This window comes from Aggregatibacter valvarum, assembly GCF_980468985.1.
Map to the genome: position 1 here is coordinate 1,599,559 of NZ_OZ413141.1, position 21,696 is coordinate 1,621,254.

General features: G+C 43.1%; 18 protein-coding genes and 1 tRNA gene. 6 read left to right on the forward strand and 13 right to left on the reverse strand.

The genetic code is table 11. The features are described 5' to 3' along the window. The first annotated feature begins 30 nt into the window (after nucleotides 1-30). Complete coding sequence (locus AC30SF_RS07535; protein ID WP_489608050.1) at nucleotides 31-483, forward strand: methyltransferase family protein; 453 nt, start codon at nucleotides 31-33, stop codon at nucleotides 481-483. Between the two features lie 6 nt (nucleotides 484-489). Here AC30SF_RS07535 and hda read toward each other — a convergent pair whose 3' ends face one another. The 4 genes from hda to ppiD form a co-directional block, all read right to left on the reverse strand. Further along, nucleotides 490-1,194 (reverse strand): DnaA inactivator Hda, encoded by a 705-nt coding sequence (hda, locus tag AC30SF_RS07540; RefSeq protein WP_489608051.1) that lies wholly within the window; start codon nucleotides 1,192-1,194, stop codon nucleotides 490-492. A gap of 114 nt (nucleotides 1,195-1,308) precedes the next feature. Then, entirely contained in the window at nucleotides 1,309-2,553 is a 1,245-nt protein-coding gene (locus AC30SF_RS07545) for a nucleobase:cation symporter-2 family protein (protein ID WP_109128241.1), read from the reverse strand. A 132-nt stretch (nucleotides 2,554-2,685) separates the two neighbouring features. Continuing rightward, a complete protein-coding gene (gene upp, locus AC30SF_RS07550) occupies nucleotides 2,686-3,312 on the reverse strand; it encodes a uracil phosphoribosyltransferase (protein WP_006719274.1) in 627 nt (208 codons plus the stop codon). A 123-nt stretch (nucleotides 3,313-3,435) separates the two neighbouring features. Continuing rightward, nucleotides 3,436-5,283 (reverse strand): peptidylprolyl isomerase, encoded by a 1,848-nt coding sequence (gene ppiD, locus AC30SF_RS07555; RefSeq protein WP_489608052.1) that lies wholly within the window; start codon nucleotides 5,281-5,283, stop codon nucleotides 3,436-3,438. A gap of 144 nt (nucleotides 5,284-5,427) precedes the next feature. On the opposite strand from ppiD, the gene AC30SF_RS07560 reads away from it, so the two are divergent. Beyond that, nucleotides 5,428-5,522: transfer RNA gene (locus AC30SF_RS07560), tRNA-Sec, on the forward strand. 45 nt (nucleotides 5,523-5,567) lie between these two features. Here the strand turns inward: AC30SF_RS07560 and AC30SF_RS07565 are convergent. The 7 genes from AC30SF_RS07565 to AC30SF_RS07595 form a co-directional block, all read right to left on the reverse strand. Then, on the reverse strand, nucleotides 5,568-6,323 hold the full coding sequence (locus AC30SF_RS07565; RefSeq protein WP_489608053.1) for a Nif3-like dinuclear metal center hexameric protein: 756 nt from the start codon (nucleotides 6,321-6,323) through the stop codon (nucleotides 5,568-5,570). Between the two features lie 209 nt (nucleotides 6,324-6,532). Beyond that, entirely contained in the window at nucleotides 6,533-8,506 is a 1,974-nt protein-coding gene (gene cpdB, locus AC30SF_RS07570) for a 2',3'-cyclic-nucleotide 2'-phosphodiesterase (protein WP_489608054.1), read from the reverse strand. A 365-nt stretch (nucleotides 8,507-8,871) separates the two neighbouring features. After that, complete coding sequence (locus AC30SF_RS07575; protein ID WP_489608055.1) at nucleotides 8,872-9,726, reverse strand: cysteine ABC transporter substrate-binding protein; 855 nt, start codon at nucleotides 9,724-9,726, stop codon at nucleotides 8,872-8,874. Further along, nucleotides 9,710-10,474, reverse strand: a complete 765-nt coding sequence (locus AC30SF_RS07580) for an amino acid ABC transporter ATP-binding protein (RefSeq protein ID WP_296026124.1) — start codon at nucleotides 10,472-10,474, stop codon at nucleotides 9,710-9,712. Before AC30SF_RS07580 ends, AC30SF_RS07575 begins: the two co-directional genes overlap by 17 nt. 9 nt (nucleotides 10,475-10,483) lie before the next feature. After that, the gene (locus AC30SF_RS07585) at nucleotides 10,484-11,152 is read right to left on the reverse strand and encodes an amino acid ABC transporter permease (RefSeq protein ID WP_006719332.1); all 669 of its coding nucleotides are present in this window, start codon (nucleotides 11,150-11,152) and stop codon (nucleotides 10,484-10,486) included. Further along, nucleotides 11,142-11,801 carry an amino acid ABC transporter permease gene (locus tag AC30SF_RS07590; protein ID WP_021615968.1) on the reverse strand — a complete coding sequence of 220 codons (660 nt, stop codon included), beginning with the start codon at nucleotides 11,799-11,801 and terminating at the stop codon, nucleotides 11,142-11,144. Before AC30SF_RS07590 ends, AC30SF_RS07585 begins: the two co-directional genes overlap by 11 nt. Before the next feature lie 170 nt (nucleotides 11,802-11,971). Then, complete coding sequence (locus tag AC30SF_RS07595; RefSeq protein WP_489608056.1) at nucleotides 11,972-12,553, reverse strand: TetR/AcrR family transcriptional regulator; 582 nt, start codon at nucleotides 12,551-12,553, stop codon at nucleotides 11,972-11,974. A 170-nt stretch (nucleotides 12,554-12,723) separates the two neighbouring features. Between AC30SF_RS07595 and AC30SF_RS07600 the strand changes: the two genes are divergently transcribed. The 4 genes from AC30SF_RS07600 to AC30SF_RS07615 are packed head-to-tail and all read left to right on the forward strand — an operon-like array spanning nucleotide 12,724 to nucleotide 19,485. Further along, a complete protein-coding gene (locus AC30SF_RS07600) occupies nucleotides 12,724-14,787 on the forward strand; it encodes a TonB-dependent receptor (protein ID WP_489608057.1) in 2,064 nt (687 codons plus the stop codon). A 3-nt stretch (nucleotides 14,788-14,790) separates the two neighbouring features. Next, nucleotides 14,791-16,515 carry an ABC transporter ATP-binding protein gene (locus AC30SF_RS07605; protein WP_489608058.1) on the forward strand — a complete coding sequence of 575 codons (1,725 nt, stop codon included), beginning with the start codon at nucleotides 14,791-14,793 and terminating at the stop codon, nucleotides 16,513-16,515. Nucleotides 16,516-16,523: 8 nt separating this feature from the next. After that, a complete protein-coding gene (locus AC30SF_RS07610; protein WP_489608059.1) occupies nucleotides 16,524-18,296 on the forward strand; it encodes an ABC transporter ATP-binding protein in 1,773 nt (590 codons plus the stop codon). Further along, nucleotides 18,253-19,485, forward strand: a complete 1,233-nt coding sequence (locus tag AC30SF_RS07615; protein WP_489608060.1) for an MFS transporter — start codon at nucleotides 18,253-18,255, stop codon at nucleotides 19,483-19,485. Before AC30SF_RS07610 ends, AC30SF_RS07615 begins: the two co-directional genes overlap by 44 nt. Nucleotides 19,486-19,617: 132 nt before the next feature. Here AC30SF_RS07615 and gnd read toward each other — a convergent pair whose 3' ends face one another. Together gnd and AC30SF_RS07625 are read right to left on the reverse strand one after the other, a co-directional pair. Next, nucleotides 19,618-21,072 (reverse strand): decarboxylating NADP(+)-dependent phosphogluconate dehydrogenase, encoded by a 1,455-nt coding sequence (gnd, locus tag AC30SF_RS07620; protein ID WP_489608061.1) that lies wholly within the window; start codon nucleotides 21,070-21,072, stop codon nucleotides 19,618-19,620. An 82-nt stretch (nucleotides 21,073-21,154) separates the two neighbouring features. After that, nucleotides 21,155-21,586 carry a toxin-antitoxin system YwqK family antitoxin gene (locus AC30SF_RS07625; RefSeq protein ID WP_489608062.1) on the reverse strand — a complete coding sequence of 144 codons (432 nt, stop codon included), beginning with the start codon at nucleotides 21,584-21,586 and terminating at the stop codon, nucleotides 21,155-21,157. Between the last annotated feature and the right edge of the window lie 110 nt (nucleotides 21,587-21,696).

Below are 21,696 nucleotides of genomic sequence, written 5' to 3' on the forward strand. Positions count from 1 at the left end.
CAAGCCTTTCTTTTAACAATGAGGAACCTCATGGCGAATAATCAACGCAAAATCCCTATTCCACCCCCATTAATTTTTGTCTTCTGTGCTTTGCTAATGAAAATGCTCCCACCTGTTTGGCAATTTCCATCTCCATTGTGGTTGGTGATTGTACTTGGCGGAATGGGTTGCATGATCGGCATGATGAGCGTCTTACAATTTTTATTCGCTAAAACCACGATTGATCCACTAAAAATCGAAAAAGCCTCACAATTAGTGACGAATGGAATTTATCAATACAGTCGTAATCCAATGTATCTAGGCTTAGCCTTTGTTTTATTGGCGTGGAATGCTTACCTTGGCTCGTTGTCAGCCATATTAGGTGTGATGCTATTTGTGTGGTATATCACCGAATTTCAAATTAAGCGGGAAGAGGAAAATTTACAAAATATTTTTGGTGATGCATTTACGGCGTACTGCCAACGTACTCGCAGATGGTTGTAACAGCAATTATAAAGATAAAATTTCTTTAACGAAGGGAATCGTTAGTTTACGTTGCGCCTGTAATGAGGCCTGATCGAGTTTTTCTAACGCATTAAATAAGGTTTTCATATCCCGTTCTAAACGTTTGAAGAGAAAATTAGCCGTTTCGTCAGGCAATTCAATGCCGCGCTGATGTGCTGCCAGTTGTAAGACCGTGATTTTTTGCTGATCATTTAACGGCATTAATTGATACACTTCGCCCCATGTAAGACGAGAAGCCAAATCCGGTAAATGGATCGATAAATTGGTCGGCGATTGATCCGCGCCGATCACTAAAAGCGTTTTTCCGGTCTCTCTGATTCGATTGATTAAATCGAAAATAGCCACTTCCCAATCCGGATTACCAATCACCTCTTGTAAATCATCCAAACACACTAATTCTTGTTGCTCTAGATTTTCCAGTACTGCCGGAGAGAAATATTGTGCTTTGTTCAAAGGCACATATAAGGCAGGGCGTTGATGCGTTAAGTAATGATGACAAATGGCTTTTAATAGATGGCTTTTCCCACAACCACGCTGCCCCCAAAGATAGAAAAAAGGTTGGCTAAGGTGAGAAAAGTTTTTTTGTAACGAGCTGAGCAGAAGCTGATTGTTTTCCGCGTAGAAATTTTCCAGCGTGTCATTATCAAATTGATGAATGGGGAGAGGAAGTTGGAAATGTGGCTCGCTCAAATCAAATACCAAAAATACTGAAATAAAGTGCGGTAAGAATAAACGAAATTTTTAAAATTAGAAAGTCATTAGCGGATATTTTTCCTCTCCGCTAATGACGGTAAGAGAGGCGTTTTATGCGGCTTCGTTTTTCGCTTTAGGTAATACCAAGTTCAAAATAATGGCAACCACGGCGCAAAGACTGATTCCTTTTAAGGACACGCCACCGACATCAACGAACATGTTACCGATCCCAAATGTCATGACCACAGCAATGATGCAAAGGTTACGTGCTTCGGTGACATCGACTTTGGCGCGGATCAAGGTGCTCATGCCCACAACGGCAATGGAACCGAATACTAACATCATGATACCGCCCATCACGATGGTTGGGATAGTAGATAAAAAGGCACCGACTTTTCCACAGAAGGAAATCGCAATTGCCCAGACCGCCGCCCAAGTCATGATGTTTGGATTGAAATTACGGGTGAGCATGACCGCACCGGTGACTTCTGCATAGGTTGTATTTGGCGGACCGCCTAATAATGATGCTGCGCTCGTTGCGATACCATCACCTAACAAAGTGCGGTGTAATCCCGGTTTTTTGATGAAGTCTTTGCCGGTCACGGAACTAATCGCCATAATGCCACCAACGTGCTCCACAGCGGGCGCAATGGCAATTGGCAGTAAATATAAAATGGCTTCTAATTTAAATTCCGGTGTGGTGATGTTTGGCAAACTAAACCAAGGTGCATCTAAAACCGGTTGGAAATTAATGAGCCCCATGAAAAGACATAGGATATAGCCCACCGCAATACCGAACATAATCGGGATAAGTTTCATTAACCCTTTGGAGAAGACGGCCACACACAAGGTGGTGATGAGGGTTACCATAGACACTAAAACAGCATCATTGTATTGGTAAGCGCTATTTTTACCGAGTGCCATATCAACGGCGACCGGCGCTAAGCCCATACCGATGATAATAATCACGGGGCCGACAACCACCGGAGGGAAAATGCGTTCCAATGCCGCGGCACCACGTAATTTAACTAAAGCGCTCAGTGCCAAATAAACCAAGCCGGCACAGGCTAAGCCGCCCATGGTGACAGGAATCCCCCAAGTGGCAACGCCGTATTGGATCGGCGCAATAAAGGCAAAAGAAGATGCCAAGAAAATCGGCACTTGTTTGCCGGTGCAAAGTTGGAATAATAAAGTACCGATACCGGCAGTAAGCAAGGCAGTATTAGCATCTAATCCGGTAATTAACGGCACTAAAACCAATGCACCAAAGGCAACGAATAGCATTTGTAAACCCACAAATGCTTGTTTAACGGAACTCTGTTGCTCCGTGATGGGAGCTTGTGTTGTATTTGTCATGTAAGTTTCAACTCGCTGTCTGAATTAACTTAAAAAGTGCGGTCATTTTTCGAAATGTTTTTTGTTTCTTTTTACCGCAAAAAGGCGGATAAAAATCCGCCTAACCTGTTAATAAAATTTTCGGTTTCAGGATTATTTGGTACCAAAAATTTTATCGCCTGCATCACCTAAACCCGGAATGATATACCCGTTTTCGTTTAAGTGATCATCAATTGCCGCGGTGTATAATTCAATGTCCGGATGCGCTTTTTCTAATGCAGCAAGACCTTCCGGTGCAGCAACTAATACTAAAACTTTAATGTGTTTGCACCCTTTTTGTTTGAGCAAATCGATGGTTGCGATCATAGAACCACCGGTTGCTAGCATCGGGTCAACAACGATAGCTAAACGTTCATCTAAATCGCTGGCTAATTTTTGGAAATAAGGTACCGGCTCAAGGGTTTCTTCATTACGGTACATCCCCACAACGCTGATACGCGCACTTGGAACGTGTTCTAACACCCCGTCCATCATACCCAGACCGGCACGCAAAATCGGTACAACAGTGACTTTTTTACCTTTGATTTGGTCAATTTCAACCGGACCGCACCAACCATCAATAATCACTTTTTCTGTTTCTAAATCCGATGTGGCTTCATAAGTTAATAGGCTTCCGACTTCGGTGGCTAATTCACGGAATTTTTTCGTGTTAATTTCTGCTGCACGCATTAAACCCAATTTGTGTTTCACCAATGGATGTTTGACTTCGACTAATTTCATTTTTTATCTCCTTCATATTAAACGGTTCACTGCGAAAAGAATCGCGATGCATACATTAAAGCATACGGTTTCTTAAATTTAGCTCAAAAATAATGCCTATGAAATCATAGGCATTACGCTTGATTATTGCTCTTGGTTAATAAATGCGTCGTTTATCTCGATTTTCGCTTTAGCGCGTAGCGCATTTAATAGGCTATTTTGCAAACTGATGCGATCGGTTTGTTCTAATTGTGCTGCAAATTGTTTTTTCTCTGAGGCAGTTAACTTACCGTCCTCAACGTTATCCAACGCCACAATCACTACGCCACCTTCTGCGTTTTTAGCGGCCTTATAAGTCACGCTGCCATCAGCCGGTTTTTTCATTGAGAAAATAACGTCTCCAAGGACAGGATCTTTCGTTTCGGCAAAAATCCATGTTTGGGCTTCACCAAAATTTAATCCCTCTACGGCTTTCCCAGCCGTCAAATCTTGTACAAACTTATCCGCCTGCGCTAACACAATGACTTCAGCTTTTTGGTGTTTTAATGTTGCTGCGATTTCGCCCTTCATATCCTCCAAGGATCGGGTGGACTGAGGTTTATGATCAAGCACACGTACCACTAAAGAATGTTGCTCGCCTACACTCATCGGCTCAGAATTGCTACCGCCTTGAGAAAGATCAGAATCAAAAATTGCCGACGTGACATTCGGATAATTTAATTCTGACGGCACATCCTTACGAGAGAAATAGCCGGTTTCCTGAACTTTCACGCCAGCCTCATCTGCGGCAGCTTTTAATGAAGACGCGTCTTCAAAAGCTTTATCTGCTACGCGTTTTTCAATAGAAAAGAATTGGTTACCCATTAAATTTTGACGAATTTGTGCAGCGATTTCGGCTTTTACCTCATCTAAAGGTAACACTTTCGCAGGTTTGCGTTCTTTCACTAAAATAATATGGTAATTGCCATCCACTTTTATCGGTTGACTATATTTTCCAACCTCTAACGCATTTGCCGCCTCTTCAAAAACGGCTGGAAATTCACCCGCACTTACCCAACTTAAATCACCGCCCTTTTCTGAACTGGTTGGATCGATAGAGTGATTTTTCGCTAACTCCTCAAAGACAGCCCCTTGTTGTAATTGATGATATAAATCCTGCGCTTGTTGCTCGGTTTTTACTTGAATATGGGCTAAATGTTGCTGACCTTGTGTCGTAAATTGCGCTTTATTATCTTGATAATACTGCGCAATTTCTACATCAGTCACATTCATATTTTTTTCCATGTTCGCACCGGATAAATCAAGATATTGCACCTTAACCTGTTCCGGAAGGGTAAATTCCGCTTTATGCGCCTCATAGTAAGCTTGGATTTCCTCATCGGTTACGCTTTGTTTCTCAATTTCATCCAAAAGCGATAACTTCGCAAAACGCACTTGACGACGTTGGAAAAATAATTTTTCCAATGCTTCCTGTTGCACCGGAACGCTAAACATCGTGGCTGCCAACGCATTTTGAAGCTGTTCTAAACGCAATGCTTCTCGTACATAGCCGGCATAGGTTTCAGCGGAAATGCCATTACTTTGTAGCATTTGCTGATAGAGGGTATTGTCAAATTTTCCGTTATTTTGGAAAGACGGTGTCGTCACGATCTCTTGTTTAACACGGTCGTCACTGACACCTAATTTAAGATCATTCGCATATTGGCGTAATAATTCTTGGTTAATTAAAGACGCTAAAATTTGTGTTTTGAGCTGAGTGATTTGCGCCGGCGAATCGGCATCTTGCGGACTTAAATTACGGGAGGCAGCATTATATTGATTTTGGAACGTGTGCTGTGAAATCTCTTCGCCATTGACTTTTGCCGCAGAATTATCAACGCGAGTATAAAGATAGCCTGCCATCGAACTGATAACAAATGTGACAGTAATAAAACCAAAAAGAAACTTAGAAGCCCAGCTGGTTGAAGCTCCGTGTAGTTTTTCCATTACCATGAAATGTATCCTATAAAAATAAAGCAAAAAATCCTTGCGATTATAATCTAAAGCACTATTTCCCGCACTAACAAAAGTAAATTTTTTACCGTTTCTCTTGAAACACCTCGGCTTTTACGCTAAAGTTAGCACGATTTTTTAAAGGGAAGATCGTCGTTTCCGGTGAAGCGGCAGGACTTCAAATCCTGTTGAGGCTGCCAGCAGTCTCGGGTAGGTTCAACTCCTACGATCTTCCGCCAATGCCTCTTACCTTTATCTTGCCTTCTTATTAAAAGCGCCGTATTTTACGCTGGATTATCCATATCCTTAAATTCAACATCCAATCCGTATTCTTTTGCTAACCATTCTCCGAAGGCTTTGACCCCATACCGTTCGGTCGCATGATGACCAGCCGCAAAAAAATGGATGCCCTGTTCTCTTGCACTGTGGATGGTTTGTTCAGACACTTCACCGGTAATAAAAGCATCACAGCCTTGTTGTGCGGCAAGATCGATATAACCTTGCCCGCCACCGGTGCAGAGGCCAATTTTATGAATAAAGTGCGGTCCGTTTTCGATACAAATTAACGGCTGGCGATGCAAAACTTGTGCAATGCGCTCAGCAAATTGTTCGCCCGTTAAAGGGTGTTTTAAATTTCCCCACATAGGAATGCTGGTTGCCCCTTGTTCTAACGGTTGCAAATTTTCAATGCCTAATAATGCCGCAAGTTGTGCGTTGTTACCTAATTCAGGATGAACATCCAAAGGCAAGTGATACGCATATAAATTGATTCCATGGGTTAATAAGGTACGAATCCGATTGCCTTTCATACCCCGAATACAAGGATCTTCGTTTTTCCAAAAATAGCCGTGATGCACCAGCAAGGCATCGGCGTTTTGTGCTACCGCATAGTCAATCAGCGCTTGGCTGGCGGTTACTCCTGTGACGATTTTCCGGATTTCCGATTTGCCTTCAACTTGAAGTCCATTAGGGCAATAGTCGACAATCAATCGGCTATTTAATTTTTGATTGAGCTGTTTTTCGAGCGCAAGGTTATGCATAAATGTATCTCTAAAAAGAAGAAAGAAAGCTTTAATAGTAAAGCTTTTGAGGGGGAATAAGAAGAAAAAAATGGCTAGTACAAATATCTTTCAAAAAGACGTGGGGGAGTTTTTGTACTAGCCCTGTGTTTAAGTATGACGACAATCTTAACATTAAACAAACGAGTTCATTATATATCTAAATATATAATGATCAAGTTTAATTTTGATTATTTCGTCAAATCAATTTGATACACCGCAAATCCCACTTCATCCGTACCCACCTGTTTCATTGGGTATTGGGCGTTTTCTTTAATAAATTTTGCCGCCTGTTCACTTGGTGACGTTTCAAAACGGACATCTAATTTATCGTTGCCTTTGATCGACACAAAACGCCAGTTTTTATCAGCACTTGGGTTCACCGCGCCCTCTTTTTCACTGGTGGCTTTGATGTAATCCGCCAGCACTTGACGGTTTTCATCCGGCGCAGCGTAAACAATGTGCTTGTCGCCGGTGCCCGGGAATTTATTACCATAAGCACGGTAGTTATTGGTGGCGATTAAAAATTCCGCTTTCGGATCCACCGGTTTGCCTTGGTAAGTCAGATTCACTACACGGTGTGCATCCGGATTGATTAACTTGCACTCGCCGTCATAACGTGGCGGTTGGGTCAAATCGTATTCGTAATTGACACCATCGATCACATCGAAGTTATAGGTACGGAAGCCATCCCAATCCAATAAAGATTGTGGTTTATCGCTCGCCGGATCGATTTGCTTAAACATCCCTGCGCTGCATTCCAACCATTCTTTCAGTTGTTCGCCACTGACTTTCACCACGACCAAGGTATTTGGATACAAATACAAATCTGCCGCATTGCGGAACGTTAACTCGCCTTTGTTCACTTCGGTGTAGCCTGTTGGATCGTTTTTACGACCGCCCGCTTTAAACGGTGCGCCTGCACTTAAAATTGGTAAGCCAGCCATCACCGGTACGCTTGGGGCAACGTTTTCCACGTAGGCTTTTTGCGCTTGGTTAACAATTTGAATGGTCGGGTCGTCTTGCACCAAGGCCAAATAGCTATACATATTGTCGGTGGCTTTACCAATCGGTTGTGCCACGAATTTACGGGTCGCTTCATGGGTTTCTTTTAAAAGTGCGGTCATTTCCGGGTCATTTTCTGCCAACGCTTTTTTGTTTTCCGCATCATAAATCGGACGTAATACTGCTTTGCCGTCAGTGACAATCCATTTGCCGTTATGCTCGCTCAATACTAAATCTACGACACTGATATTGTTCGCCCAATAGCCCGCCATACTTTCCGGTACGCCTTTTACGGTGCCTTTGGCAATATCTGCGTTCGGTGATTTGGCAAATTCTTTATTTGGGAACAAGCGGTGGGAATGACCGAAAATCACCGCGTCAATGTGCGGCACATCGGCAAGATAGAACGCGGAGTTTTCTGCGCCTTCATGGTACGGCTCGTCGGATGGGCCGGTGTGCGCCAACGCCACGATAATATCCGCGCCTTTTTTCTTCATTTCCGGTACATATTTTTGCGCGCTTTTTACAATGTCGCGGGTTTCCACTTTGCCCGTTAAATTGGCTTTATCCCACACCATAATTTGCGGCGGCACAAAACCAATATAACCGATTTTTAGCTTATGCGACTTGCCTTTGTTGTCCACCACTGTTTTTTCCTGAATCACGTAAGGTGTGTAATAAGGCTCCTCAGTTCCCGCTTTCACCACGTTGGCGTTCACAATCGGGAACTTCGCCTGTTTAATCGCATCGGCTAAATAATCCAAACCGTAGTTAAACTCATGGTTACCCAATGTCCCCACTTCATAATGCATGGCATTTAAGCAATCCACCGCCGGGTTTGGTTTACCTTCTTTATAGCCCACTGCCGCTTGATAATCGGCAATCGGGTTGCCTTGAATCAAATCGCCGTTATCCACCAACACACTGTTTTTCACTTCTGCACGAGCTTGACGAATCAAACTTGCCGCACGGGTAAAACCAAATTTCTCTGTCGGCGCGTCTTTGTAATAGTCAAAATCCGTCAAAAAACTGTGAATATCAGTAGTACCGATAATGCGTAAATCAACTTGATTATCGCTTTTCGCGAACGCCATGCGATGGCAACTGAGCGCCAACACGCTGGTCGCGCCAATTTGAATAAAACGTCTTCTGTTTATCATAATAAATGCCTCCTGTTAGGTAATTAGCGGGCTTATTGTAAAAGAAATTAAGCGCGGGGTAAAAGGCAAGCGATATATCAATCTCCCTCACCTGGTTGTGGTATGAAGATCACCGCTCACCAAGTACAACCGTAAAAAAACACCTAACACCGTAAATGCTGTTGTAGTTGCACGACTGAAGTGCGGTCAGTTTTGGATGAATTTTGGGATGAATTGGCGGAAGGAAAAATAAACGTAAAAGGGCATTCAGAATAAAAAACGACTGTAATTGAATCGCCAAAATTTATACCCCAAAGGTTGTTATGCTTAAACAAACAACAACGCCCTATTTTCACATAACAGGGCGTTTTTATGAAGGCGTTTAGTTATTTATACTCCACCACCACATCTGCTTCCGTAATGGCATCGCCATAAATTGGCTTTAAGGTTTTTTCATAGGCTTGTTTTAACACGCCTTGTTTGCCTAATTTTTCAATTTCAGCATTTAACCAGTTCAACAATTCGGTATCCCCTTTTCTCACTGCCGGCGCAATGAAATCTTGATCACCTAAATTTTTCACGCCCACTGTAAAGCCCGGATTTTCTTTCGCCCAGGCAAACAACAATGTGTTGTCATGGGCAAGCGCATCGCCACGACCGTCACGTAAAGCTTCGAAGGTTTCGGTATTTTGCTCAAATTTCAACAGTTTGATGTCAGGATAATTTTTAGTGAAATACGCATCTGCGGTGGTACCTTTATTGATTAACAAGGTTTTGCCTTTTAATTGGTTCACATCGGTAATCACTGATCCGTCTTTTGACACCACACCTAAGGCTACTTTCATGTAAGGTTTCGCGAAATCCACCACTTCCGCACGGGCAGGCGTAACGGTGAAGTTGGCAAGGATAATGTCCACTTTATTGGAGGTGAGGTATTCCACGCGGTTAGCTGCTTCAACTAACACATATTCCGCTTTATTTTCATCGCCCAATAAATCCTTGGTGATGGCTTTGGCGATTTCCACATCAAATCCTTGGCTTTTGCCTTGACTGTCCACATAGCCGAATGGCGGTTTGTCACTAAATACGCCAATACGCACTTTGCCGGCTTGTTTGAGTTGCTCAATCGTTGATGAAGCCGCTGATTCTGTTTTGCCTTCTTTATCGTTGCAGGCAGTTAAGCCCATTGCCAATAATGCGGTGGCGAAAAGTGCGGTCACTTTTTTAAATGTTTTGTTCATAGTTAACTCCTCTGGGTTCGTAATTTAAAATGTTAAGAAAGGTTTTCGCACGGTCGGTTTGCGGATTAGTGAAGAAATCTGATGGCGAAGCCTGTTCAACGATTTGTCCTTTATCCATAAACACAATGCGATTCGCCACTTGGCGGGCAAAAGACATTTCATGGGTCACGATAAGCATCGTCATGCCGTCTTTCGCTAAGCCTAAAATCACATCCAACACTTCACGCACCATTTCCGGGTCAAGTGCGGCGGTGACTTCGTCAAACAGCATAATATCGGGATTCATACACAAAGAACGCACAATGGCGATGCGTTGTTTCTGTCCGCCCGATAACTCGCGCGGATAGGCATTTTTACGCTCAAACAATCCAACCCGTTTCAGTAATATATCGGCTTGAGCTTCTACTTCAGCACGTTGGCGTTTCTGCACTTTAAGCGGGCCGAGCAAAATATTGTCGATGACCGACATATGCGGAAATAATTCATAGCTTTGGAACACCATGCCAATATGTTGTCGAGCTTTCACCCAAGGCAAATCTTTGCCCAATACGCCTTCATTTTGCAAAATTAATTGACCGCTCTTTATCTCCTCTAAGCCGTTAATACAACGTAAGAGCGTACTTTTACCGCAGCCGGATGGACCTAAAATTACCACCACCTCGCCTTTTTCAACGGATAAATTAATTCCATTTAAGGCAAGGGTTTCACCGTAATATTTCACTAAATTTTTAATTTCTAATAAGGGCATATACACCTTCTATTTTTCCCAATAGGTTTCTAAATAACGTGAAAATAAGGATAACGGATAGCAAATCACAAAATATAACAAGAAAATCACACCATAAATCCACAAGGCAGCGGAGGGTTCCGTAAACAGGGAGGTTTCAATAATCTGCTGCCCGACTTTAATCACTTCCAATACACCGATTAACATAGCAAGCGAACTGGTTTTCACCATGCGTGTAAACAAGTTAATGGCACTTGGCGTAACACGTTTCAAACTTTGTGGCAATAAAATATAACGAAACGTTTGTAATGGCGTTAAACCCAAGGCATAAGCAGATTCTGTCTGATGTTTTTCAATAGACGTCAAGGCACCACGCACTAAATCGCCCATTTCCGCGGTTCCCCAAAAAATGAAGACCCAAATACAAACAGTCACGCCATCAATATGCGTATTAAACCATTTTGCCACCCCGAAATAGGTAATAAATAACAATACCAATAACGGAATAATACGGACAAATTCCAAATAAAAACGGCAAACAGCACGAATCAGGCGATTTTTGCTTGTCATCAACAAGCCAAGAAGAATACCGAGAATGCAGGCGAAGAAGACAGAGACAAAGGCAATTTTTGCCGTTACCCAGAGACCACCCAATAACCGTTCAAAATTACTCCCTTCAAATAACACATTAAGCCCCATATTTCGCTCTCCGTGTACGACGTTCCAAGTAAGTGATAAACAATGACACCGGTAATAAAATCAACAAATAAAACACCACTAATAAAAAGAGGGCTTCATTCGTTTTGTAATCCATGCCGATAATCTCTTTTGCCATAAACATTAACTCCGCAATGGCAATCGCACTGACCACGGAAGTTTCTTTCATTAAAAATAAACTGTTAGCGCCGATCGCCGGTGCAGCAACCGCAAAGGCTTGGGGGAATAAGACATAACGAAAGGCTTGTGCCGGTGTCAACCCTAAACTTAACGCTGATTCCAACTGAGCACGGGGAATCGCTTCCAAACCACCCCGAATGGCTTCTGACATATAACTTCCCCCTAAAAACGCAAGGCCAATCACCGCACAAGTAAAGCCGTCTAATTTGATACCCACCTTAGATAAGCCGAAATACAGGAAAAAAACCTGAATCAACAAAGGCGTGTTGCGGGAAAGTTCAATATAAAATTTCACAATGGGATTGAGCATACGCACTTTATATGTCGTCACAATGGCGCAGAAAAAACCGATGAACAACGAAAGGACAATCGCCCAGAAAGAAAGCTGCAACGTTATCCAAGTCGCATCAATAAAACGTGGTAAGGTGTTCCAGATATATTGCCAATTCATATGTAATTCAAAACGAAACAAGATTTTCGTGCATTATAAAAAGAAGACAATTTTTTAAGGAAAGAACGGTTTTTTATATGTTATAACCGGAAATCATGACGAACGCTGCCTGATGCCGTCATCCTCCATGCTAAGTGCGGTTAGTTTTTGAAATGTTTTTACTCAAAGAATCAGGCAGCGTTTTTCTGATAAGCAATGCCATGCATAAAAAGCTGTAACACATCTTTAAAGAGTTGCTGTTCTTTGCCGGCATAATGTTGTTGTAAGACCGAAGAATGAATCATTTCATCCATTTTTTGAATCAACACATCAATTAAAATCACAGGAAAATCATCCCGCACGCTTTTGCGTTGTTGTAACGTGCTGAAAAAATAGTGCATATAGAGATATTTTTCCTGTGCCATTTGCCGAAAAAAAGCCTGTAAGGTTTCATCTTGATCATGATTTAAATCATGTAATACGGCGGTGGAATACAACGTTGCCATGGATTCTTGCTGCATCGTCAAAATCTGCTGGATCACCGTGGCTAAATCTGCCTCTGTGGCTAACAATCTATCAAATTCCCGCCGCATATTATTTTTTTGTTCTTCAAAAATACTTTTCACTAAATCTTGCTTGGTAGGGAAATATTTATAAAACGTCACTCGACTTACCCCTGCCGCCCGACAAATTTCTGCGACAGAGGCTAATCTCCAGCCTTGTTGATAAAACAGTTCAGTGGCAACCTGTTTCAAAAAAATATCTTTTTTCATGGTTCGCTCCTTAAGGGGCAATAACATAGCCGAAAGCCTTTAATTGTCAAATGTCAAATTTGAGAAAAATTCTTATTTACTTTCGTATTGTGATTGTGTTAGGTTTACATTATTAATCAGTTAATGCAAAAAGTGTAAACTTTAAACCAAAATGAAGCCTAGGAGAACCCATGAACAAGTTATCCCCACGACTCAGTTTTATCAGCCTTTGCCTGATGAGTGCCTATTCTTTTTCTACCCATGCCGAAGAAAGTCAGCAGACCACAGTACTAGACGAAATCACTGTGACCGGTGAAAAATTCGAACGTAGTCAATCCTCTACCGGTTCAAGCACCTCCGTGGTAACCGCCGAACAACTCAAACGAGAAGCCAATTTACTGTCTGCGACCCAATTATTAAAACGCGATGTGAATATTTTAGACACCGGCTTGGGCAATGACTTACCCACTGTGCGTGGCGTTGACGGGTCCGGCCCGGCGGTAGGTGCGGTGGCATTTTTTGCCGGTTCACGCCCAAGACTAAATATGCAAATTGACGGTAGAACGTCCAGCTATAACGAACTGGCATTCGGTACAAAATCCCTCTGGGATATGAAACAGGTGGAAATCTACCGTGGGGCGCAAAGCTATGCCCAAGGGCGTAACGCCATTGCCGGTGCGGTGGTCATGACCAGCAATGACCCAACGCAAGAATGGGAAGGCGCTGCGAAATTAAATATGGGAAATCATCGATTGGCACAAACAGCAGCCCTGATTTCAGGCCCGGTGGTGAAAGACGAATTGGCGTTTCGTTTAAGCGTAGATCATCAACAACGAGAAACAGCTGTGGATTTACCGCATTATGATCCCGTCGGTAACCCACGTTGGTTTAAAGCCACCAACACCCGCGCCAAATTACTGTGGACCCCGTCTGCATTGCCGGATCTCTATAGCCGTTTAACATTCAATCATTTAAATGCGCGAGCGCCACAAAGTGAAACGGAATTACAACCTAATTCACCACGTTACACGCCGGAACGCCCGGTATTCCAAACTCGCTCTGCCAGCACCATTTGGGACATAGGCTATCAACTCTCAGAGCATTGGAAATGGGAAAATAAATTGGTTTATACCCACTTTATTCACGATAGAAAAACGACTTCGCCATTCAACACCGCATTGCCGCCAAATCGTCGAGGTGTTCCGGCTCGTGTTGATGGCAATGAATTCCAAATTGAACCCATTGTAAAATACGAAAGCGAAAAATACCGTGGTTTATTCGGTTTGTTCTATTTCAATGCGAAACAAGATGAAAGTGTTACGATGCTCAACGGACGCATTGCTCGCACGCCGATTACAACAAATTTTAATGATAAAACGAAAACCAAGGCGGCCTTTGGTGAAATTACCTTTACGCCGGATATTCCGTTTGAATTAACGCTTTCTGCTCGCTATGAACAGGAACATCATCAGCGTAAAGGCAAAAGTGCGATGTTTTCCATCAACCGGGATAAAAAATACAATGTCTTCCTGCCAAAAGCAGACATTGCATGGAAAATTAACGATGATCAACGCTTAGGCTTTAAAGTAGGCAAAGGTTACAATCCAGGCGGTGCCGGTGTGACCTTCGGTGTGCCGTACACCAGCTATGAATATGACGCGGAATATGTCTGGAACTACGAACTTTATCATCGTTGGACATCCGCAGATAAACGCCTACGCATTAACAGCAACCTATTCTATAACGACTATAAAGACATGCAGTTACCGTTCACTCTTGGTCCAAACTCCATCGTGATCCGCAATGCCGATAAAGTCATCACCTATGGTGCAGAAATCAATACCGAATGGCAGGCCACGGAGAAACTGGCACTTAATGCGGGCATCGGGATGTTAAAAACCGATATCAAACGTTATCCAAACAGCGGCATTGAAGGGAATAAACTCGCTCGCGCACCGAGTTTCAGCGGAAAAGTGGGGGCCAATTATCGTCTTCTTGACCATCTAGAAATTGGTACCAATTACAGCTACAACAGCAGTTATTATTCCACTGCCGACAACTTAGCCAATGGTAAAGTAGGGCATTATGACCAACTTGATGTTTATTTAGCGTACGACTTTAAGCATGCCAGAATCACGCTTTATGCCGACAATGTGCTTAACTCACGCAAAGATATCTTACTCGTACCGCGCTCAGGCGACATTACCCGTCAGCCGGAACGTCAAATTGGACTTTCTACCGAGTTAAGATTTTAAACAATGAGTCAGCAGCACCAACAAATTTGCCAACCTGTTGCCGCGCAATTACGCGCCTCAATGTGGTTGGCAACCTTCGCGCAAGGCTTAAAAATCGGGATTTGGCTTTTGATGATCCACATTGTGTTCACCGTCAGCCAATCTCTTACGTTTCCTTATTGGCAGATTTTCGCGCTGCTTGCCACATCCATTTTGTATTACACCTGCAAAATTAAAGCGCACGACAAATCTCATTATGCGGCCTTTGAATTGGAAAAAATGCTACGTCAACAGCTTGCAAAAAAAATCAGTCAATTATCGTTAGGCAAAGTCAATGAAATCGGGTCAGGCGGTTTAACCAAAATACTGTGCGATGACGTAAACGAATTGCACACCTTTGTTGCCGATGCACCGCCCCTTAAAGCGGAGGCTTATTCCACACCGATTTTCGTGTTGGCGGCATTGTTTTGGTTAAATTGGCAAATGGCATTGGCTGTGGTGATTTTCCTTGTCGTGTTGTTTACGATTCTGCAGCGTTTAATGCAAAAAAGTCGGTTGAATTATCGTGATTACGGTGCTGCTGTGAGCCGAATCAATAGCGCGATTATTGAATATATTCAAGGTATGAGCACGATTCGCACCTTTGATGCGGGACAAAGTTCGTACAGCCGTTTTAGCATCGCATTGGATAATTTTAATCAGGTTATCTTCGCTTTTTTAGCCAAAGTGGGCGCCCCAACACGTCTTGCCCGTTCGCTCTTTACGCCAATGCCGATCATGTTGTTTTTGATCGTGCTAGGCGTGTATTTACACTCGCTTGCGCTGCTTTCCACCTTTGGCTTTTTTGCCTTTTTAGTATTAGCCGCCGGGTTAATTGAAACCATGCATCCTTACATGGGGCTGTTTCATTTATTGGAACGCTCCCGTGCCGCCATTGAACGCATTAACGAAATAAAAACGTTGGAAAATGCCACCGCACTTTTACCGCGACAAACGCCAAAGGGGTATGCGGTTCAATTTGAACAGGTCAATTTCAGCTATGATGCCGACAAAGCAACACTGAAAAATATCGACTTCAGCGTGTCGCAAAATAGTTTTACCGCCATTATTGGCACTTCAGGTTCCGGCAAAACTACCTTGCTCAATTTGCTGTTGCGCTTTTGGGATGTCGATAGCGGAAAAATCACTTTAGGTGGTGCGGATATTCGTCATATGGAACAAGATCAACTCATGAAATATTGTTCGGTCGTATTTCAGGATAATTTCTTATTTTCTTGCTCTATTGCCGAGAACATTGCTTACGGTATAGAAAATGTGACGGAGGAAGCGATTATCAATGCCGCCAAACAAGCCCGCATTCACGACTTTATTATGACTTTGCCGGAGCAATATCAAACGAAAGTGGGTGAACGCGGACAATTATTGTCAGGCGGACAAAAACAACGTATCAGTATAGCCCGCGCCTTTTTACAAAATCGCCCGATTTTATTGCTAGACGAACCCACTGCCTTTTCCGATGCAAAAAACGAGGCAGATTTAATGCAGGCATTTCATGCGCTGATGCAAAATAAAACAGTGATCATGGTGGCACATCGCCTGTCTAGCATTACCCAAGCCGATCAAATTATTTATTTAGAGAACGGCAAAATCATCGCTCAAGGCAATCACCAAGCCTTGTTGCAAACCAATGTTGCCTATCAAACCCTTTGGGCGGAATATCAACAGGCAAAATCTTGGACGATACATTAGAGAATGTTATGCAATCTTACTTTAATCCCGAAACTCAACGTGTAAAAAGCCTATGGCAAACTTATCACGCCTTATTTGCCGCCGCCCAACAGCAACAAAACGCATTCTTACGCTGTCTCGCTTTTGCGGCACTATCTGCAACCTTATTCGGCGTGGCTATCGGTTTGCTGTATCCGCTGCTTTTGGCATTAGAACAAACTGAAGCAGGACAAAGTGCGGTCATTTTTTGGAGTGTTTTGTGTGGCGTGCTTTTAATCGCCAGCCTCCTTTTCCGTATTTGGGCGGAATATTATGACACCAAAGGTGATTCATTTTTGGCGACATATCAATTAAGACGTCAACTAGGCGAAAAACTTCGCCGAGTATCTCTTGCTGTCCTCAGTGGATTTCGTGCAGGCGAACTCAGTGCCGTTGCCATCCAAAGTATTAATGAAGCGACGAATTACGCATTCAGTTTAATCAGCATTATGATTTATGGCATCGTAACGCCGGTGTCTGCCGCCCTTTGTCTTTGTTTCTTTGATTACCGCTTTGGGCTGCTGATCTTCATTATTTTTCCGCTTATCGTGCCACTTTATTTATGGCGGAGAAAAGCTTTCCGTCGTGGATTTAGTATTTTGGCAGAAGCTAATCAGCGACTTAAAGGCGAAACCATTGAGTTTGTGCAGGGGTTGGAAATTCTGAAATCAACAGGGCAGACAGAAAACAAACAACATATTTTCAACCGTGTGATTGAAGATGTGGCAAACATTCAACGCATCGGCACTAAAAAAGGCGAACGTCCGAATTTGATTATTACCTCAAGCATTCAATTAAGTCTTATTGCGGTATTAATTGTTGGCACATTTTGGGTGATTTCCGGTAGCGCTCATTGGGTATTGTTAGCCACAGTGCTGATTTTAATTGCGCGAATTTCAGATGTATTGAACTTCTTTGTGCAAATGTCTTCGCTCTTAGAAATTTTTGTGATTAGCTGTGAAAAATTTGAAAAACTGATGGCATTGCCTGAATTGGCGGAAAATCATGGCAGCAGATTACCCACAGATTATCGTATTCGCTATGAGCATGTCCGCTTTGGTTATAATGCTGAAAAAACCATCCTAAACGACATTAATCTGGACATAAAACCTAACAGCCTCAATGCTTTTGTGGGCACCAGCGGTTGTGGTAAAACAACATTACTTCGCTTGTTGTTGCGTTATGCTGATCCGCAATCAGGGAGAATTACGATCGGCGGTATCGATATTCGGGATGTTAGCCAAGAACAGCTCATGCGCTTAATTTCTGTGGTGTTTCAAGACGTGTATTTATTCCAAGACAGCGTATTAAATAACATCCGAATGGCAAAACCCAATGCCACCGATGAAGAGGTGATTCACGCCTGCAAACTTGCCCAATGCCATGATTTTATTCAGGCATTACCACAAGGGTATCAAACGCAAGTTAATGAAATTGGGAGTAATTTTTCCGGCGGTGAAAAGCAACGACTTGCTATCGCCCGCGCGATTTTAAAAGACGCACCGATTCTCATTTTAGATGAACCGACAGCATCGTTGGATACCCGCAATGAGCTGGCAGTGCAAAAAGCGTTGGATCAGCTGGTTAAAGACAAAACCGTGTTGATTATCGCTCACCGACTTTCCACCATTGTGGGCGCGCATTGCATTTATGTGTTGGAAAACGGCAACATTGCCGAACAAGGCACGCATCAAACACTCTTAGAACAAAAAGGACGTTATGCAGCGTTTTGGCAATGCCAACAAGGCAACATCACTCACTAAGCAGGATTGGGCAATCCTTGCCACGACCGCCGGTTTTAAATTCTGCATAGTGGCATTTTATATGATTGGTCTCATCACCATGTTAAAAGAGATGGGGTTCGATCTTAAACAGCTTAGTTGGTTCTATTTGCTTGGTGGAATGGAAATGGCGAAATTCATCGTTTCGCCGTTAATTGAACGCTATCGTCTTAAGCGTATCGGGCAATTTCGCGGCTGGCTATGCTTTTCCTCGATAATCATTTTTATTGCCTTATTCATGTTGCATTTCATCCAACCGCAACAGGATTTTACACTGCTTATGGTGGCGTGTGTGCTATTGAACCTAAGCAGTTTATTTTTCGGTTGTGCGGCGTTGGGGCTGACGTGTGCCATCCTGCCTTTTGAGCAACGTGGCTTTGGCGGTGTCATTCAGGTGATCGCAGGACGTGTAGGTAAAATGCTTGGCGGTGGTTTAGTGTTATTGATTTATCATCATTACGGCTGGCAAAGTGCGGTGGATTTAATCAGTGTTTTTGCGCTACTGCTGATTCTACAAATCAGCCTATATTCCGAACCTACAGTTGCTGCTGAACCGCAAAATCCGCCATTATGTTTTTTATTCACACGCTTTTTCCACTTTTGGCAACAACCGCACATTTCATTTCGTTGGTTGATTTTATTGTTATTTGTGTTTATTCCCAGTGGCATGGTGGTCAGTAGTTTCATTCCGCGACTCAACGCTTTGGGCTGGAGCAGCCAACACATTGGGCTATTACTTTCCGTATTCGAACCCCTTTGTGCTATCGCCTTTGCGCCGCTAAGTGGTCTATTACTCAAAAAATATTCTCGGGTTTCTGTCACCCAATGGGTATTATTTAGCCAAATCTTTGCCTTCTGCTTATTTATTTTATTTGAATATGTCGGCACGGATTTTCCTTATCTTATCGCCGTACCAATCTTATTATTAAGTATGACTTACGCATTACTTGTGCCGTGCTTGCTCGCCATGATTATGGACAAATCCACGCAAACTTACGCCACGCTCGACAGCGCCTTGCAATTCTCTGTCGCCCTCTTCGGCGCTTACCTAGCAGGCTTTGTCTCCCTACGCCTCGCGCATGCCTTTGACTATCTCACAGTTTACCTCACCGCCACCTTCATTGCCGTTGGAATATGGCGATTTTTTGGATGCCGAAAAGAAGCATTCTGAAGTTCATTATAGATTCCGCCCCCTACGGCAGACAAAATACGCATAAAAAAATCTGCACCTTACACATTGACGCTGAGCCAAGTAGTGTAAGGTGCAGATCAAAGTGCGGTCGGTTTATCGCACGTTTTTTACTTAGACATCATAAGTAGTAGATGCGGTATTACCGCCGCGCCCCGTCCAGTTGGTGTGGAAGAATTCACCGCGTGGTTTGTCGGTGCGTTCGTAAGTGTGTGCGCCGAAGTAGTCACGTTGCGCTTGCAACAGATTTGCCGGCAAGCGGGCGGAAGTGTAGCCGTCTAAGAAGGTAATCGCCGACGTCATACATGGCATTGGAATGCCCACTTCGATGGATTTTGCCACCACTTTGCGCCATTCGCCCATCGCATTTTCTAAAATGCCTTTGAAATAGCTGTCAGAACCTAAGAAGATTAAATCTGGGTTCGCTTCGTACGCATCGCGAATGTTGCCTAAGAAACGGCTACGAATAATACAACCTTCGCGCCATAATAAGGCGGTGTTGCCGTAGTTGATGTTCCAGTTAAAGTTTTCAGACGCTTCACGAATCAACATAAAGCCTTGTGCGTAAGAAATGATTTTTGACGCCAACAAGGCTTTGCGCACCGCTTCAATCCAGACATTTTTATCGCCTTCCACTTTGCCGATGGTTTTGCCGAATAATTGGCTTGCGGCAACGCGTTGATCTTTAAAAGCAGATACGCAACGTGCGAATACGGATTCGGTGATTAAGGTCAACGGAATGCCGAAATCAAGGGCATTGATCCCCGTCCATTTGCCGGTGCCTTTTTGCCCTGCAGTGTCTAAAATTTTATCCACAAGGCGGTTACCGTCTTCATCTTTATAGCCAAGAATATCGGCAGTGATGTCGATTAAGTAGCTGTCTAATTCGGTGTTGCGCCATGCTTTGAAAGTGGCTTCCAACTCATCATCAGACAAGCCCACGCCCTCTTTTAAGAATTGGTAGGCTTCGCAAATTAATTGCATATCGCCGTATTCGATACCGTTATGCACCATTTTCACGAAATGACCTGCACCATCTTTGCCCACCCAATCACAGCACGCTTCGCCTTTATCGGTTTTGGCTGAAATCGCTTGCAATACCGGTTTTACGAATGGCCATGCTTCTTCGTTACCGCCCGGCATAATGGATGGTCCGTGGCGTGCGCCCTCTTCACCGCCGGAAACGCCGGTGCCGATAAAGCGAATGCCTTTTTCACGCAACGCCGCCACACGACGGTTGGTGTCCGGATAGTTTGAGTTACCACCATCAATAATGATGTCGCCTTCTTCTAAGTGCGGTAGCAATGCATCAATAAATTGATCCACCACCTCACCCGCACGCACCATTAACATCACTTTGCGCGGTTTTTCTAATTTAGCGGCCAAATCTTCCAAAGAATAAGCACCGATAATGTTCGTGCCTTTTGCCGCACCTTGTAAAAATTCATCCACTTTGGATGTGGTACGGTTATACGCCACCACTTTAAACCCGTGGTCGTTCATATTTAAAATGAGGTTTTGCCCCATTACGGCTAAGCCGATAACACCGATGTCGCCTTTTACTGACATTGTTTTCTCCTGTTGTAGGGTACAAGTTGTTGTACCGATTTGAATATGTTGGTGCAATGAGCTGCACTCTACAAAATAAATTCTATTCTTTAATATCTTTAATCAAAGAACCTTTTTCATCATAGACTTGAAATTGAACTAGATGTCCATTTTTATAAAGAATTTTTGTTCTTAACTTACCTTCTTGCGTATAACCTTCAGACCATCCTTGAGCTAGTCCTTGTACCAATGGTGTATGAGAGTGCAATTTCCCATTAGGGTGATAAACATCAAAATATTTATCTACATATCCATTTTTTACAACTGTTTTAAAAGTTCGGCCATTACTTGCACTTCCTGTAAATTCACCATCTTTTATATTAGCAGGAACTTGTTTTTTAGAGATCGTTCTCATACTTTCAGGAATATCACTAATCTGATTAATTTCAGGCTGTGAAGAAGTAGCCTTGTTATTATCTGTCACACATGCGGTCAATATGAGAGATGCAAATAATGTTACTAATATTTTTTTCATATTTTTACCCTAAAAAATAAATGTTATTAAATTAAAAACCCTATGATAGCGCGTGTCTCCTGACGAGTGCCTTTATCTACAAGCACACGCTATGAAGCGTGCGCTATCAG

Coding starts and splice junctions, on each gene's coding strand:
- AC30SF_RS07535 (WP_489608050.1), top strand. CDS start 31: ATGGCGAATAATCAACGCAAAATCCCTATTCCACCCCCATTAATTTTT.
- AC30SF_RS07545 (WP_109128241.1), bottom strand. CDS start 2,553: ATGACAAATACAACACAAGCTCCCATCACGGAGCAACAGAGTTCCGTT.
- upp (WP_006719274.1), bottom strand. CDS start 3,312: ATGAAATTAGTCGAAGTCAAACATCCATTGGTGAAACACAAATTGGGT.
- ppiD (WP_489608052.1), bottom strand. CDS start 5,283: ATGGTAATGGAAAAACTACACGGAGCTTCAACCAGCTGGGCTTCTAAG.
- AC30SF_RS07565 (WP_489608053.1), bottom strand. CDS start 6,323: ATGCATAACCTTGCGCTCGAAAAACAGCTCAATCAAAAATTAAATAGC.
- cpdB (WP_489608054.1), bottom strand. CDS start 8,506: ATGATAAACAGAAGACGTTTTATTCAAATTGGCGCGACCAGCGTGTTG.
- AC30SF_RS07575 (WP_489608055.1), bottom strand. CDS start 9,726: ATGAACAAAACATTTAAAAAAGTGACCGCACTTTTCGCCACCGCATTA.
- AC30SF_RS07580 (WP_296026124.1), bottom strand. CDS start 10,474: ATGCCCTTATTAGAAATTAAAAATTTAGTGAAATATTACGGTGAAACC.
- AC30SF_RS07585 (WP_006719332.1), bottom strand. CDS start 11,152: ATGGGGCTTAATGTGTTATTTGAAGGGAGTAATTTTGAACGGTTATTG.
- AC30SF_RS07590 (WP_021615968.1), bottom strand. CDS start 11,801: ATGAATTGGCAATATATCTGGAACACCTTACCACGTTTTATTGATGCG.
- AC30SF_RS07595 (WP_489608056.1), bottom strand. CDS start 12,553: ATGAAAAAAGATATTTTTTTGAAACAGGTTGCCACTGAACTGTTTTAT.
- AC30SF_RS07600 (WP_489608057.1), top strand. CDS start 12,724: ATGAACAAGTTATCCCCACGACTCAGTTTTATCAGCCTTTGCCTGATG.
- AC30SF_RS07605 (WP_489608058.1), top strand. CDS start 14,791: ATGAGTCAGCAGCACCAACAAATTTGCCAACCTGTTGCCGCGCAATTA.
- AC30SF_RS07610 (WP_489608059.1), top strand. CDS start 16,524: ATGCAATCTTACTTTAATCCCGAAACTCAACGTGTAAAAAGCCTATGG.
- AC30SF_RS07615 (WP_489608060.1), top strand. CDS start 18,253: ATGCAGCGTTTTGGCAATGCCAACAAGGCAACATCACTCACTAAGCAG.
- gnd (WP_489608061.1), bottom strand. CDS start 21,072: ATGTCAGTAAAAGGCGACATCGGTGTTATCGGCTTAGCCGTAATGGGG.
- AC30SF_RS07625 (WP_489608062.1), bottom strand. CDS start 21,586: ATGAAAAAAATATTAGTAACATTATTTGCATCTCTCATATTGACCGCA.